Annotated in this window: 10 protein-coding genes; 4 read left to right on the forward strand and 6 right to left on the reverse strand. The window is 62.2% G+C overall.

Going from position 1 to position 15770, the window contains the following annotated elements:
* The first annotated feature begins 20 nt into the window (after positions 1–20).
* From ACFSM5_RS14635 to ACFSM5_RS14650, 4 genes are read left to right on the forward strand one after another with little or no spacing between them, the layout of a single operon-like run.
* Positions 21–1415, forward strand: a complete 1395-nt coding sequence (locus tag ACFSM5_RS14635; RefSeq protein ID WP_379877175.1) for a helix-turn-helix domain-containing protein — start codon at positions 21–23, stop codon at positions 1413–1415.
* Positions 1412–1702 (forward strand): hypothetical protein, encoded by a 291-nt coding sequence (locus ACFSM5_RS14640; RefSeq protein WP_379877176.1) that lies wholly within the window; start codon positions 1412–1414, stop codon positions 1700–1702. Before ACFSM5_RS14635 ends, ACFSM5_RS14640 begins: the two co-directional genes overlap by 4 nt.
* A gap of 5 nt (positions 1703–1707) precedes the next feature.
* Positions 1708–2286 (forward strand): nicotinamide mononucleotide transporter family protein, encoded by a 579-nt coding sequence (locus ACFSM5_RS14645; RefSeq protein WP_379877177.1) that lies wholly within the window; start codon positions 1708–1710, stop codon positions 2284–2286.
* A complete protein-coding gene (locus ACFSM5_RS14650; protein WP_379877178.1) occupies positions 2253–3239 on the forward strand; it encodes an AAA family ATPase in 987 nt (328 codons plus the stop codon). Before ACFSM5_RS14645 ends, ACFSM5_RS14650 begins: the two co-directional genes overlap by 34 nt.
* Here ACFSM5_RS14650 and ACFSM5_RS14655 read toward each other — a convergent pair.
* The 6 genes from ACFSM5_RS14655 to ACFSM5_RS14680 form a co-directional block, all read right to left on the reverse strand.
* Positions 3236–5371 carry an HlyD family efflux transporter periplasmic adaptor subunit gene (locus ACFSM5_RS14655; RefSeq protein WP_379877179.1) on the reverse strand — a complete coding sequence of 712 codons (2136 nt, stop codon included), beginning with the start codon at positions 5369–5371 and terminating at the stop codon, positions 3236–3238. The genes ACFSM5_RS14650 and ACFSM5_RS14655 overlap by 4 nt on opposite strands.
* Before the next feature lies 1 nt (position 5372).
* On the reverse strand, positions 5373–6707 hold the full coding sequence (locus ACFSM5_RS14660) for an efflux RND transporter periplasmic adaptor subunit (protein WP_379877180.1): 1335 nt from the start codon (positions 6705–6707) through the stop codon (positions 5373–5375).
* Positions 6704–7420: an efflux RND transporter periplasmic adaptor subunit gene (locus tag ACFSM5_RS14665; protein ID WP_379877181.1), complete on the reverse strand. Its 717-nt coding sequence runs from the start codon at positions 7418–7420 to the stop codon at positions 6704–6706. Before ACFSM5_RS14665 ends, ACFSM5_RS14660 begins: the two co-directional genes overlap by 4 nt.
* A complete protein-coding gene (locus ACFSM5_RS14670) occupies positions 7417–8988 on the reverse strand; it encodes a TolC family protein (RefSeq protein WP_379877182.1) in 1572 nt (523 codons plus the stop codon). Before ACFSM5_RS14670 ends, ACFSM5_RS14665 begins: the two co-directional genes overlap by 4 nt.
* 2 nt (positions 8989–8990) lie before the next feature.
* Positions 8991–15503 carry a DUF4347 domain-containing protein gene (locus tag ACFSM5_RS14675; RefSeq protein ID WP_379877183.1) on the reverse strand — a complete coding sequence of 2171 codons (6513 nt, stop codon included), beginning with the start codon at positions 15501–15503 and terminating at the stop codon, positions 8991–8993.
* Between the two features lie 86 nt (positions 15504–15589).
* Positions 15590–15757 (reverse strand): hypothetical protein, encoded by a 168-nt coding sequence (locus ACFSM5_RS14680; protein ID WP_379877184.1) that lies wholly within the window; start codon positions 15755–15757, stop codon positions 15590–15592.
* Positions 15758–15770: the final 13 nt, after the last annotated feature.

Consider the following 15770-nt stretch of genomic DNA (forward strand, 5'->3'; position numbering starts at 1 on the left):
CGAACATGTAAGGAATTTACATGGCGCGCGAACAGATCAGACTTGGCGGAAAACTGCGGCGTCTGCGCCAGGAGCAACGTCTTAGTCAGGTGCAGATGGCCGAGCAGCTGGGCATCAGCGCTAGCTACCTCAATCTGCTCGAACACAACCAGCGCGCCGTGACGGTCCCGGTTCTGCTGAAGCTGGCGCAGCGGTTCGGGATCGATCTCGACAGCTTCACGGACGACGATGACGGACGCCTGGAAGCCGAGATGATGGAGGTTTTCGCCGATCCGTTGTTCGACGGGCAGGACATCAAGCCGGCGGACGTCAAGGAACTGATCGGCGCCGCGCCCAGCCTGGGGCGGGCCGTCCTGTCGCTCTATCAGGCCTTTCGCGGCAGCCGCGCCCCCACCGCCGCTGCGGGTGATATGGCGGGCGAAGATGATCCGGTGCCGACCGGCATGCCGTCCGAAGAAGTGACCGACTTCATCCAGGACAAGAAGAACCATTTCCCGGATCTGGAAAGTGCCGCCGAAGCGCTGCGGGCGGAAATCGGCGATGGCGATCTCTGCACCGGCCTGATCCGGGTACTCGCCGAACGCTACGCCGTGGATGTCGCCGTAGTGCCGGAGGCTTCGCTCGACGGGCTGTTGCGCCGATATGATCCGCACAGCCGCCGCTTGCTGCTGTCCGAACGTCTGCCCCGCTCCTCGCGGGTGTTCCAGCTGGCCCATCAGATCGCCCTGATTGGCGAAGCACCCCGGCTGGACCGGCTGGTCGCGGGCGGCAAGTTTACGACGCTGGAGGCCGACCGGCTGGCCCGCATCGCGCTCGCCAGCTATTTCGCCGGGGCGGTCATGATGCCCTACGGCAGTTTCCTCGCCGCCGTGCGCGAAAGCCGCCATGACTTCGATCTGCTCCAGGCCCGGTTCGAGGCCAGTCTGGAGCAGGTCTGCCAGCGCCTGGCGAGCCTGCGGCGTCCCGGCGCCCAGGGGCTGCCGTTTCATTTCGTGCGCATCGATGTCGCGGGCAATGTCTCCAAACGCTTCACCGCATCCGGCCTGTCGATCCCGCGCTTTGGCAGCATCTGCGCCCGTTGGAATCTGCACCGCGCCCTGGCGCAACCGGGGCGCCTCTCGGCCCAGGCCGCGCGCCTACCCGATGGCCAGGGTTTCCTGATGCTGGCAGCCTCCGCCCCCGGTGGTCGCCATGCGCTGGGCCTGGGCGTTCCGCTGGGGTTTGCCAAGGAAGTCCGCGCGGGCGATGGCCTCGATCCGGACGCCGCCAGCGCCATCGGCATCAGTTGTCGCCTGTGTCCGCGCTCCGATTGTGACGACCGTGCGGTGCCGTCCTTGCATCATCCCCTGAAAGTCGATGAAAATAGGCGCGCGCGTTCGACTTACATGGACGCCCGTCCAGAGGATCGATCGTGAAGACCGGTAAAGATATCGCCCATATGATCGCCGTCGCCATCAAGGAGGCGGACAATAGTTATTTCTTCGAGGATTACACCAAACAGGCGAATGCTGTGGTGGCGGCACTTGCCCGGAAAGGACTTGTAATCGTCCCGGTCGACCCGACGGAAGATATGATCAATTTCACCAAAGAAAACCTGCCCTACGGCCGCCAGAAGCCCGAGGACATGCTCAAAAACATCTATAAAACGATGATCGCAGCCGCTAAGGGCAACCTCAAGGTCAAGGCTCCGACGGATAGCTGACCCCCATGTTTCTGGACCGAATCCCTGTCGCCGTCTTCGATTATAGCGGTGCAGCCTGTGTCATCGTTTCGCTGATCTTCCTGGTCCGCAAACACCCGACCTACTGGCATTTTTCGAACCTGAGCCTTGCGCCTTACTTCCTGCTATTCATCGCGACTCAGCAATATATGCTGGCCGGTCTTCAGGTCAGCTATCTGATCTTCGGGCTGCACGGCAGCTTCCTCTGGCTGCTGGAGCATCGCCGGGATGGTCACGCCAAGCCCTTCAACGAGACCTTCTGGTATAATCTCGGCTGGGTCCTGACCCTGGCAATCTTCGCCTATACCGCGTCGCTGACGGAATTTCGAACCCCATGGGACATACTGCAATTTGTCGTCACGTCCCTGTCGCTGATCGCCAACTGGGCAACCACGCGCAAATGGATCTGGAGCTGGTATGTCTGGATCCCGGTCAATCTGTTGCAGGCACTGCTGTTTCAACACCTCGGCCTCTGGATCCAGGTGGGCCTGCAGGTGGTTTTAGCCTCGATGTCCGTCTGGGGACTGGTTGAATGGCGCCGGATAAGATCTTCCGTCACGGCCTGATCGTCGGCAAATTCGCCCCTTTCCATAAGGGACATCAGTATCTGATCGATCGCGCCCTCAAGGACTGCGGGCAATTGACCGTGCTGGTCTACGCGAACCCTGATTTCGGAGCGATGCCCCAGGCTGTTCGTGCTGCTTGGATAAAAGCGCTCTACCCCGACATCACGGTCCTGCAACCACTTGATCCCCCAGTCGATACGGCAGACGACTTCACCCACCGCGACTATGTGCGGCACTATCTTCTCGACAAACGGATCGAGATTGACGCCGTCTTCACCAGCGAAGATTACGGCGATGGTTTCGCCAATCATCTGGGCGTAACTCACCGCTCCGTCGACCGGCAGCGATTGGCGGTTCCGGCGTCGGGGACGCAGATACGCGCAGATGTTCATGCCCACCACCATCTGCTGGACCCTGCTGTCTATCGGCACTTCATTCAGAAGATCGTTCTGATGGGGGCTGAATCGACGGGCAAGTCGACCCTGGCCAAGCATTTGGCCGAAACCTTCCAAACCGTCCATGTTCCCGAATACGGCCGTGAACTCTGGGAACAGAAGAAAGGTCAACTAGAACTGGCGGACTATGTGCAGATCGCCCAGGAACATCAAAGGCGCGAAGACGAGGCACTGAAAGCGGCCCGACGTTTCCTGTTTATCGATACCAATGCCATCACCACACTTGCCCTCAGCTATTACTACAATGGCGGCGCCCTTCCCGAGCTGCATGCGATAGCCCGGAACTGTATCTCGCGCTACCATCGCTGGCTGGTCTGCGCCGATGATATTCCCTTCGAACAGGATGGGTGGCGCGACACCGAAATTCTGCGGACCAAGATGCAGCGGATGATTTTGTACGATCTTACAGAGCGCGGTATCCGCTTCGACTATGTCGAAGGGAGTCTGGCGCAACGAATCGCGACGGTGCGCCGCCTGCTTGACGGCCCCCTCGCCTAGCCCAATCCGCTTTCCCGGATGAGCACCGGCAGCAGCCAATTCCATAGACGGTCCGCCAAGCTTTGGGACGGTGCGTCGATCAGGACGCGTCCCGGCACCGCTATCGCCGCGGCAGTTTCACCCGCAAGATCCAGGCGGATGCGATAGATCCCGTCGCGCACCATCAACCGGCCATCGGCTTGCCGCACCACGGCCAGCGGCCCACCGTTGGTGGCGGCCAGGGCCGGTTCGTCGAGGTAACTCAGCCCGCCACGGTCAACCTCGCTCACCCGCAGCGGCTGGGGGTCCAGTTGACGACCGTCGGGGATAAAGCGGGCCGCGCCTCCTGGAACGATGCGTGGCAGCGCGATTTCCGGAATATAGGCGCGCACCACCGGTTGACCGGCATCCACCAGCAGCGCCAGCGGGGTCTGGGCCGCAACCCAGCGCCCCGGCTGGATATCCTCACCGATAGCGGTGATCTCTCCGGCAAAAGGCGCGGTGAGCCGCAATTGCTGGCGGCGCACCTGTAAGGTCTGGAGTTCAGCCGCGATCCGGGCCCGGTTTTCCTGGAGCTGCGCGCGATTCTGTCCGCGCGGCTCGCCCCCGGCCCTGGCGAGATGCTGATCGAACAGGGCGATCTCTCCCTGCGCCTTTTGGATGGCGCGCTCCAGACCGGGGGAGACAAGCTGCAACAGCAGATCCCCAACGGCGACGGACTGCCCCAGCGAAACATGCACCGCGGCGATCATCGCATTTTCAGCGCTATAGAGCCGGGCCTCGGCGGGGCGCATCATGGCCGGGGCGTCGATGGGGCTGTGCCAGGGGACAAACAGCAGGCCGATTGCTCCGACAAACAGCGCCAATGGCCGCCAGACCGTACCCGCCTGCGCCATCTCCCCTCGGGATCGCCACCAGACAAACAGCTCGTTCCAGATTGGCCGCAGGATGAACCAGCCAACCTCTACTGCCATCAGGAAGAGGCCGAGCAGCTTGAAACTCACATGGTAAACCAGCAGGGCAATGCCGATGAAAAGCCCCGCCCGGTAGATCCAGCAGGCATAGGCATAGAGCGCCAGCAGACGCCGCTGCCCCGGCCCCCAGGCTTCCGGACAGGGCGCCTCCAACCCCAGGAAACAACGGCGCAGATACCAGCGGCCGACGGCGAAACTGCGATCCTGGAGATTGGCGATCCCCAGGGCGTCGCTCAGCAGATAATAGCCGTCGAACCGCATCAGCGGATTGAGATTGACGGCCAGGGTCATGAACCAGCTGGTGGTCGCCAACAGGAACGCCGCACTGCGCGCTGGCCCATCGGGCAGGAAGTTCCAGGCCAGCAACGCCAGGTTGGCCAGCCAGGTTTCCGCGATCAGGCCACCCGCCGCGATGTGTAGGCGGGCAAACCGCGACCGCAGCTTCCAGGCATGGGTCGTATCGGTATAGAGCATCGGCCAGAGCACCATGAAGGCGACGCCGATGCGCGGGACCGGCACCCAATAGCGGCGAGCAATCCAGGCGTGCCCCATCTCGTGGATCGCCTTGGCCACCACCAACGCCCCGCCGTACCAAACCAGCCCAAGCGGGCTGAAGAAATAGAGGAAGGTGTTGGCGAACCCGTCCCATTGCCGGAATGCCAGCAACAGGCCGATCACCCCCAGCAGGAGCGCCATCAACAAGGCGGCAGGCTGGAAGAAGAGACGCGCCGCCGGTTCTGTTGCCCGCAGCAAGCCATCGGGGCGGAACAGCGGGATGCGGAAAAACAGGTAATGATGCAGCGCCTGTTTCCAGGGCGATTGCGCCGCCGCCGCCCGCCGGGCTTGTTCCGCCAGATGACGCCAGCCGCTATCCGGCACCGGTTGCAGCAGACGATTGGCCGCCAGGAACCCCAGCAGGTCCCGAACCCGGTCAGAACTGATCAGGCCATTAGCCACCAGATCGGGGCGTGCCTCGCCCAGCGCCTCGACCATGCCGTCCGGGGTGACGCTCCCGCGCCACAGGGCCAGCATCTCGAAATCCAGCCAGTCGATAGCAAAAAAGCGGTTGGCGAGCGGATCATGCAAGGTCCAGCCCGGCGCGCCGTCGGGGGCAGAGGCTGCGCGATGCAGGACGATATCCTCCCGCAGCGGCGGCAACAGGATGGCCCCCGGCTCCATCCTACCAGCCCACGACGCGGCGCAGCGCACTCAAGGGACGGCGGGTGAGATAGTCGAACAGGCTGACCTTGTCGCCATCGATACGGGAGGTTCCCTTCAGCCCTAGGCGTGGCCGGGGCGCTGCCTCGAACTCCGCCCGCAGCAGATAAGCCGCTCCGCCCCCTTCCGGCAGCGCTTCCGGCTCATACCCAAAACTCGTGACCTTGGCGGGCACACCCCGGGCTGGGTCGATATTCAGAAACAACCGGACCGGTGCCTCCGCCTGATGCCGGATCGCATCATCGACGGCCAGACGGATCCGCAGGCAGGTATCGTCGGGATCGACCACCGCCATCACCCGTTCCCCCACCCGCACGGGTCGGCCAATCCAATCGACAGGATCGCCGAACACCGCAATGCCGGGGCGGGTTGCCTTGACTTCGGCCAGGGCATGGGTCGCCTCGATATAGGCGGTCTCCGCCTCCCGCTCCTGCACCAGGGCCCGCAGCCGGGCCAATTCGATCTTGCTGTCGGCATCATCGAAAGCCCGCTGGCTTGCACGGGCGAGATCGGCGCGGGCAACGCCCAGGCTTTTGCGGGCAATATCCGCCTGTCCCTCCAGCAGCCGCCGATCCAGGCGATAGAGCGCATCCCCCATCGCCACGCTCTGGTTCGGACGCACCAGAATCTCCGCGACAACACCATCGATAGGCGGCGCCGCCACGCTGGGGTGACAGGCGATCACCTCGGCAGGGGCCAAGGCCGTCTGGGTCACGGGAAGGGCGAGCAGACCGACCAGCCCCGCCGCCGCCAGCCCCCATAAAGCCCGCCGTCGCAGGAAGGCTGGCCAATGGCGGGACCGCAGATGCGTCACGCTCTGCCAGGCATGGGCGTAGGCATCGACCAAAGCTGCCAAGACAGCCTGCTCGGCCGGTGAAAACGCCTCGCTGCGGGCAAGCCAGAGGCCGCCGAAGATGTCACCGCGCCGACTGACAAACGGACACCAGAGAGCGAAAGGCACCTCGAGCCCGGCCCATTCGGCACGCGGACCGGGGGGCAGATCATCGGCGGACACCCCCGCCAGCTTGCCCGCTTCCGGCCTTGCGCGGCAGTGCTCCAGAACCTCCGTCAGCCAGCTCAGATAAGGGCCCGCTCTATCGATCTGCACTGCCCCCGAGGCGGCGAACGCCCTCGGTTTTCCAAAGGCTGAGGTGTGCCAGAGGATGGCGTGGCTATAGGGAACAAGGCGCTGGCTTTCATTGACGATCAGAAAGGCGAGCTCCGTCAGCCCTTCAGCCTGTCGCGCCTCGTGCTGGAGGCGCAGCAGTGTGGCGAGATGATCGCCTCCCTTGCTCATGGGCGATTGAAGACGGCAACGCCGCTCATGCCTGCCAGCAGGCCTTCACGCTCCCCAACGATGGTGGCCTTCACCGGCAAGGACTGGCTGACAGGATCGATACGGGCACCGAGATTGGACACGCTGGCCTTATAGCGCCGACCGGTCTCCGCGATGGCAACCGTCAGTTCCGTCCCAAGCTTCAGCCAGCCGGCCCAACCCGATGGCACCAGCAGATCGACCTCCAGCTGGCGGTCATCGATGATCTCCAGCAGCGGGTGGCCGATGGTGGCGCTTTCCGCCAGTTGAGCGCGCCGCTTCACCAGCCGTCCGTCGAAAGGCGCCCGGACCTCGCATTTGGCGGCCATGGCGCGGATGACCTGGACCTCGCCGCGCGCTCTCGCCAGATCCGATTCCGCCAACGCCATCTCAAGCTGGGTGGCAGAGCCGAGCTGATTGAGCTTGCGCCGCGCTTCGAGCACTTTCTCGGCCCCCGACCGCGTCGCATCGGCAGCATTGAGGCGTGCTTGCGGTTCGCTGCAATCCAGGGCGAGCAGCAGATCGCCCTTCTTGAAAGCAGCCCCTTCGGTCAGGGGAAAGGCCACGATCCGCCCAGCCATATCGGCGGACAGGACAGCCTCGCGCACCGGCACGATCCGGGCGGGAATATCCTCGGCCACCGCCGTCCAAACAGGCAGAACGACAAGCAGCAACGCCCCCCAGACATACCTCATGGAGTCTCAGCCACCTCCGGCTTGGGCAGAACTCCGGTATCCCATAGATGCGTGCGCAGCCGGTCGGGCAGAGGCTGGGCGAGACGCTGTTCGATGGCATCCCGCAGGGCGGCCAGATCGTCGGTCGGCACGGAGGCTGGCAGCGGATCGATGCCGACCGAACTCTCGATCTGACTGAGGCTGCGTTGCAGTTCGGCATAGCTGTTGTAAAGCGCCATCTGTGACGACAGGGCCGCCAGTTCCGCGCGCACTTTGGAAAGATCGGTCGCGGTACGGGCTTGAACCGCCTTCCCCGCCTCGGCCAGTGCGCTCTGCTCCAATTCATCCACCAATTGCGCGCGTTCATAATCCTTGCGGGCAATCCGGTGACTCTGGATGGCGAGATTGACCTGGGTCACCACGGCGACGCTCAAAGCCTTGCGCCGGGCGGCATCCACCTCCTCGCGCGACTCGTTCAGGCGCATGGCGCTGGGCAGGGAGGCAAGACGGAACAGATTGAGCGACGCCCTGGCACCGATCTCGTTCCAGCTGTTGTTCAGCAGCAGATTACCGCTTTCGAAATTATGGCTGGCATTCAGGTCCAGACCGGGCAGCAGCGACAGGATCGTCGCATAGCTTTCATTCTGGCCGATGCGTGCCTGATAGCGCTCGCCCACCAGTTCCGGTCGCAGCGTCAGGGCCAGAAGTTCAAGCGCGGGTAAGGCCACCTGCGGGTCATGCCCCTCGGCAAAAGCCGGATCCAGATCGGTCCGCTTCAGGCTGAACAAGGTATTGGGTGGCAGGTTGATCAGGGTCGCGAGCTCGGTCCTGGCCAAGGCGAGCTGTTCGCGCTGCCGCTCCAACCGTCGCAACTGATCCAGCAGTTCGCGCCGGTAGGCCAGCATGTCCTGCGCCGGGGCCAGCTTTTGATCCTGGGCGGATTGCGCGCGCTTCTGCGCATCCTCGACCCGGGCGATCAACTGGGTGACCCGCCCTAGGAAGGCATCGGCCGCCGCTGCCCGCCAATAGGCATAGCGCACGTCCTGCATCAGGTTCTGGACGACTTTCCGCCGCCGCTCCTCGGCGATCAGTACGCGGTCTGCCTGCTGCCGGGCGCGGATGTAGGAGACGCCGAAATCCAGGACGTTCCAGGAAATCCCAACATCCGCCAGAAGACGCTGGCGCTCCCGCGAATAGGTCGCCTCTCCGGCCGTATTCCCCGTCGTGACATTCCGGCTGAAAGAGGCATCGTTGCTGTCACGCGTGGAGTAACCGGCAGATGCCGCCAGCCGGGGCAACAGGTCATAGCTCGCAAAATTGAGCTGCCCCGAAGCGAGGGCGGTCTCCATCAAAGTCAGGCGGCGTTCGACGTTATATTTCAATGCCCGGGCCATCGCGTCGGGCAGGTCGATGTCCCCCGTCAGCGGCTCCTGATCCGTGAAGAGTTCCGCCATATCGGCCGCAGCGCTCGTGCGGATGCTCTCCATCGTCATCGGGTCGGGATCGAGGGAACAGCCCACCAGAAGTAGACCTGCCGCCACCGCCCCCAAACCCCGTACGAAAGCTCGTCCCACTGTCTTTTCCTTCATCATCAGGCAGCCCTGCCCTCACCCAGCAAAGCCGCCAAGGCCTGATCGACAACGGCACCGCGTGCGGCCACCGCTGCCGCCGTCTGGGCCGAGAAGCCACCAACCGACTCAACCGGCATCCAGTCCCCCTGCAAGGCGGCAAGCGCCTGTTCGATTGCGTCGAACTCACCTGCCGCCGCCGGTGGTGTCAGCCCTTCTTCCGCAGGCTCATTCGCCCACCCCGTCAAGCTGCCGCCATTCTCGGCTGCTCGCAGCGTAGCGCTCGCAAAGGGCAGCGCCTTATGTCCGTCGGGAAGATCGTCGATGAAATTGTCAGCCCAGGCGTCTTGAAAGATCCGGGTCAGGGCGGTGTCTAGCGGCTGGGTCGGAAGCTGACCAAAATCGCGCTCAATCTCGCCCAGTCGCAGAGCATCTTCCAGGCTGCGATTAGCCTGCGAGGTGACACCGGAAGCTCCCATCAGCTTTTCGCGATTCATTGAAGCCAGCACAGGGTCGCTGACGGCGGGGGTCGGATCCACCTGCGGCAGTTCTGGCAGACTCTGAACCCATTCAACGGCACCGATATTGATGACCCCATCGATCCGGTTTTGTCCGTTGGCATCCTTGAGAGGAATACCATCCACGCCCGCCACGGCATCCGGATTGCCGACGTCGATACCGATACTATCTGCATAGAGTGCATGGGTTTTGACCTTGCCGCCAAAATCGCCAAGTTCGGTCAGATGGGGGGCAAGGCCGATATAATCGGTGACGGCAGTCACAAGGGCAGGCCCGGTCGTGGAGGCACCGACGCCGCGCTGCAGAATATTGTAGCCCTTGTCGTTGAAGGTCGAGACCGGGTCATCCGGTGCGGCCGTGCTGGACCGCTCCAGACGATAGATCTCGTAGCCGAGGCTGGCATTGGCGATGATGGAATTGCTGATCGTAAAGGACACTGAAGTCCCAGACATGCCGATGGCGCGCCTACTCGAAACCGTGCTGCCAGTCGTATTATTGTAAAGCGTCGAGGAATGGATCTCCGCCGCGCCCGAACTCACCGACAGGACGACGGTAGACCCCGATCCGGACGCATTGCCCGATATCGTGGTACCGCTCAGCAGCATCGTCCCTTTGGAATAGAACTGCGTCAGGACGGTGCCCGTTTCGGAATAATTGCCAACCATCAGACTGTCCCTGATGTCGGCCAGCATACCGCCGTTATAGAGCACGGAGCCGCCGTCGCCGGACTGATTACCGCTGAAAGTCACCGAGTCGACCGTCAGCATGCCCGTCGAATTGCGGTTATAGATCGCACCGCCCATCGATCCGGCTTCGGCAAAACTGCTGACCACCTTATTCTGGGCGAAGGTGCCGAGGTAAACATCGGCATTCCCGATATTATACAGCGCACCGCCCATGGCATCAGAATCGGCATTTGCGCTGGCGGTTTCGGCCCTGTTGCCGGTGAAATTGGTATTGGAAACCGTCAGAGTTCCGCTATTGGAAATAGCGCCACCCGCAGCCACCACCGCGCCTTTCGTATGGCCTGCAACCGCGACATTGCCGGTAAAGCTGCCGCCGCTGAGGGTCAGGGTGCCGTCCGAGCTATTGTAGGCCCCGCCGCCGAAGGCGCCGTTTTCTGTGACCCCGCTGTTGCTGCGAACCCGGTTATCTGCAACTGCGACTCCCCTCAGAACCGCTGTTCCGCTGTTATAAATCCCACCGCCATAGGCCTTGCCGGTCGAAGTTGCCAGCCCGATCAGCACCTGATTCCCCGCAACGGACGAATTGGTGACCTCGAAGCTGCTGCCGGTGTTATGCAGCGCCCCGCCCTGCGCGGTCGCTGCGACATTACTGCTGTCGGCAATGGCTTTATTGCCGGTGAAGCTGCTGTCGCGGATCAGGGCCGTTCCCGCCATGCTGATGGCGCCACCGCGAGCCGTACCCGATGCTTCACCCTCGGCACGAGCCTGATTATTTGTGAAGCTGCTGGCGTTGACCGTCAGTTCACTGCCCGTCGCGCCGTAGATCGCACCGCCCCGGGCGCCGGTATTCCCTGTTGTCGAGCCGGTAATATTGCCTTTGAAGACCGAATTGGTAACCACCATTGTCCCGTCATCGGCTCCGTCGCCATCGCCGGAGTTATGCAACGCCCCACCCTGGGCCGTCGTCGCTCCATCACTACTGGTCGATAGAGCCTTGTTGCCGATGAAGCGGGAGTCCGTGATGACGACCTTGCCTACACCGGCAACCGCACCGCCACGGGCGATCCCTGGTGATGTGCCGGTGACCGTCGCCTCATTATTCGTGAAGACGCTGTCGGTGATCGTCAGGACGCTGCCGGCCGTCCCATAGATCGCCCCACCCCGCGCGCCGGAACTGCCTATGCTGGTGCTGACGCTATTTCCGGTAAAGGTGGAATTGACGACCACCATCGTACCATCCCCAAGGGATGCACCATCCGCCGAGGCATGCAAGGCGCCGCCCTGGGCCGTCGCAGCCCCTTTACTACTGATCGCCAAAGCCTTGTTGCCGACGAAGTGAGAGTCGGTGATCGTAACCTTACCGACACTGCTGACCGCCCCGCCGCGCGCATAGCCGGAGGCCGCTTCGGAGACAATCGCCTGGTTATTGAGGAAGCTGCAGTCGGTAATGGTCAGCATCGTCCCCGACACGCCATAAACCGCACCGCCGCGCGCGCTGTTCGAACCCGACGTGACAATCGAGATATTGTCTTCGAAGACCGATCCGCTCAGCGTCACCGTTCCGGCGTCAATCTTCACAGCGGCACCACCGCCGCCCGACATCCGCCCGCCTTTCAGCTTCACATGATCCAAGGTCGCCTCACCTCCGGAAACCTTGAAGATTCGGACGTCACCCACATCGACCAAGCCATTCTTGTTGGCATCGCCACTGATGGTGACATCGACCGTGCCGTCGTGATCGACATCCCCGTCGATGGTGATCCCATCCACATCGTTCAGGGTCAGCGTGGATTCCACGATCACCGTCTTACCCGCCAGGGATGCGTCGAAAGTTACGACATCCGCCCCCGCCACGGAGGCCGCGAAACCAATCGCCTCCCGAAGTGAAGTCTTGCCGTCATAGGCATTAACCACATCCTCCGTCGTCGTGACGGTCAGGCTGGCGGTTTCAAGTACGGGAGGCAGCGTCGCCTTGTTCGTAAAGCTCGACTCATAAGCGCCGATATCCAGAGCAGTACTCAGAATACGGCCATGGCCAGCGGCATCGTTTGTCGGAACGCCGCCCGCACCCGCCACGGCCCCGGGCGAGCCGGAATTGATGGCAAGGCTGGTGTTCAACAGAGCGTGAGTCTTGATGCCGCCGCCAGTATCGGCCAGCGCAGCAAGTCCAACTTGCGCATCGGTGATCGCCAACCCGCCCGCAGCCATGACGATGTCCGATGTGGCGGTCACGAAGCCACTGCTGTCCTGAACCAGATTAAAACCAAGGCTGGTCAGCGTCCCGCCCGAGACCTTGATATCGACGCCGCTATTGATGCCCAGCAGACTGTTGCCGAGTTGAAGAGTGCCTGAGCTGGTCCGAATCCCCTCTCCGGTATTGAAGGCAATGGTGGAATGGCTGAGCGTCGCGGTTCCGGCATTATGCAGACCCGCGCCCCCCGTTGCGGCCTTATTACCGCTCAAGGTTACCCCGGTCGCAGTCAACGAGCCCGCATTATAGAGTCCGCCGCCCAGCGCGGTGATCGTCGACGCCGTGTCCGTCGCACTGTTTCCCGACAGGGTGGAATTGCTGATCGTCAGATTTCCGGTAGCAGAAACATGGATCGCACCGCCCATCGCTTCTGCACTGCTGTTGCTGGATCCGGCATTCGCGGCGTTGTTCTCGAACGTCGATCCGGTAATCGTCGCCGTCGCCTCGATGTTCAGCGCGCCTCCCAATGCATCGCCCGTTCCAGCAGAACCCGAAGTGAATGCCTGGTTATTCACAAAGCTGCTGTTGGTGATGGTCAGCGTCCCGGCCGCCTGATGGATCGCCCCGCCGCGCGGATTGGTCGAACCTGTCGATGCGGTAGAGACATTGCCATCAAAGATCGAGCCAATGACACTGACCGTCCCCGCGTCGATCTTAATCCCGCCACCGGCGCCTGCGGACACACGACCAGCTTGGATCTTGAGGTGATCGAAGGTGGCGCTACCGCCGGAAACCGTGAAGACACGGACATCCCCTGTGTCGACAGTACCGCTCTTATTCGCGTCGCCACTGATCGTTATGTCGACAGTGCCGTTATTGTCGATGTCTCCATCGATGGTGATCCCGTCGGCATCATTCAGCGTCAGGGTCGAACCTAGGATCAGGGTCTTGCCCATCATTCCAGCATCGAAATCGACAGTATTTGCCCCGGCCAGAGTCGCCGCATAGGCAATCGCTTCGCGCAAAGAGGTCTTACCGTCATACGCGCTCGACACATCATCCGTCGTAGTAACGGTCAGGCTCGCTGTTTCCAGGGTTGGGGATACGAAAGGCGCTGCCGTCGATGCCGATTCGTAGGCGCCGATATCGATGGCCGTGCTCTGGATACGGATATTGCCCCCGGCGTCCTTGGTCGGCACTCCGCCCGAGCCCGCCGTCAAACCGGGAGTTCCCGAATTGATGGCGACACTACCTGTCAACAGCGCATGGGTCTTGGTGGCCCCACCGTTATTGGCCAGCGCTCCAAGCCCGATATCGGCACTGCTCAAGGCCGAGCCGTCGGAGGCCAAGGTGATGTCCTTCGTCGACATCACAAACCCCGAAACCGCTTTCTGGAGGATGTTATAACCGTTGTCGGTAACAGTACCTGCGCTCCTGTTGACCTCTTGCCCAAGCGCACTATTGGCAAAGATATTGTTCGCAATCGTCAGTGTGCCGCTGGAGGCCATGTTGACCGCCCGCGCGGTTCCAGCGAAGGTCGAGCTATTGTTGTGGAACGTCGAATGGCGCACCGTTGCGTTGCCAGTGCCCGAGATTGCCACAGCGACGCTCTGGTTTGAGGTACTGAGCCCAGAGAATGTATCCTGGGTGAGCGTCATGGTACCGGCCGTCTGCGCTATGGCCGCATTAGCGCCGGAGGTTCCGGTGAAGAGGCTGTTCTCTACCGCCAGGGTACCCGCGCCCGTCGGAGCAAAATAGATCGCGGAACCGGCAGAGAAAGCCGCGTTGTTTTCGAATGTCGTATTCTTGACCGTAACGTTGGTCGCTGCCCCGATGATGGCGATGGCGCCACCATTCGATGTCCCGGCCCCGGCAGTCCTCGTCGCCCCATTATTCAGGAAGGTGCAACCATCGAAGGTGACCGTCGGCGAATTACCCGACGAACCGACGACGATAGCGCCGCCAAACGCATTCCCCGCCCCCGTCACATTGATCACATTGTCGCGGAAGGTAGAATTCAGGAAAGTCGCCGTCCCATTATCGATGCGGGCAGCCCCCCCGTTGGTCGCAGATGCTCCAGCGTTGGTCAGGCCCTTTTCAATCGTGATGCCCTTGAAAGTGACGACGGTACCGGCGACGCTATTGCCCACCTGCAGCACACGAACATCGCCTGTGCCATTGCCATCGGTATCACCCGAGATAACAACCGAGACGTCTGCGACGCCGTCATTATTCGCGTCATTGTCGATGGTCACACCAGCGGCATCATTGACGGTCAGGACCGCCGCCAGCCGGATGGTCTGGCCGTTCAATCCGGCGGCAAAAACGATGGTATCAGCACCACCTGCCGCTGCCGCATCCGCCAGCGCCTGACGCAAAGTCCCTGCGCCGGTGCTGGCCATCGAGGTGACGGTATAGGTCGCCAACCGCTCCCCATAGCTCGCCATGCCTTTAGCATTTAAGGCCAGCCTGCTCTCAATGGTTCCGACCTTGGATTCGAGCGCCCAGTCACCACCAACCCCGGTCGCATCGGTGGAGGCTGCCACGTCGGCACCGGTCAGGTCAGCAATCTTGGCGATGAAGGCACGCCCGCCCGTTCCCTGCGCCAGATTGCAGGCAAGCAACTGGATATCACCCTTTGCCGTCATCGCATCACCCCAGGAAGCGATAAACCCGGCCTTGGCGGCGATATTCCCGGCATGAACCACGTCATTACCAAGATTGAGTGTGCCGCTCGATCCATGGCTGAGGATCTGGAGGCTGTCGACCGAATGATCATAATTTGCCAGGATATCGGCGATCTGCGCAGCGCCGTCCCGTTTGCCGCTCAGGTGATAGACGTCCACGGTCTTGGGATCGACGCCCTTCAGCAGCGACTGCCAATCTTTGACCCGCCAGTCGACGATAATGACCGTTTTGTCTTTCTTGGCGGGACTCTCACCGCCAGAGGCTGGCAGCGCATTCTCCCTCGTAATCGGAGCTGGAGCGGCCTTGGACGCCCCAAGAGTCTCCGCGGCCGGGGCATAGGCGCCGAGGGAATGATCGGCCGCGTCGCCGTCACCGCCATTCCGAAGAGCGGTTACGGCGCCCGCACCATCGAACAGGATCCGGGGCTCCAGCACCAGACGGCGCGAAGGCATAAAGGCTTGCGCAGCGCTTTTATGAATGCGTCCCACCATCTTCCTGTCCCCCTGTTCGTTTACCGTGATCGCCGCCTCTTAGTGAGTCAGCGCAGGGTAAAACTCAGTTTGCCCTTCTGTTTGCTGAACAGCCCAGGCATGTCGTCATCCCCATCGGCGCTCAGGGTCTTCTCGTCCACCTTGCCGTCCATCGCCCCGCAGGCCGTCAGACCGAGGCACAGCAGCAGGCAGAGAGGCACCAGTCGCAGCAGCATTCTTTCCCCCATT

The sequence above is a fragment of the Lacibacterium aquatile genome (assembly GCF_042683105.1).
In the GTDB taxonomy this organism is placed as follows: domain Bacteria; phylum Pseudomonadota; class Alphaproteobacteria; order Elsterales; family Elsteraceae; genus Lacibacterium; species Lacibacterium aquatile.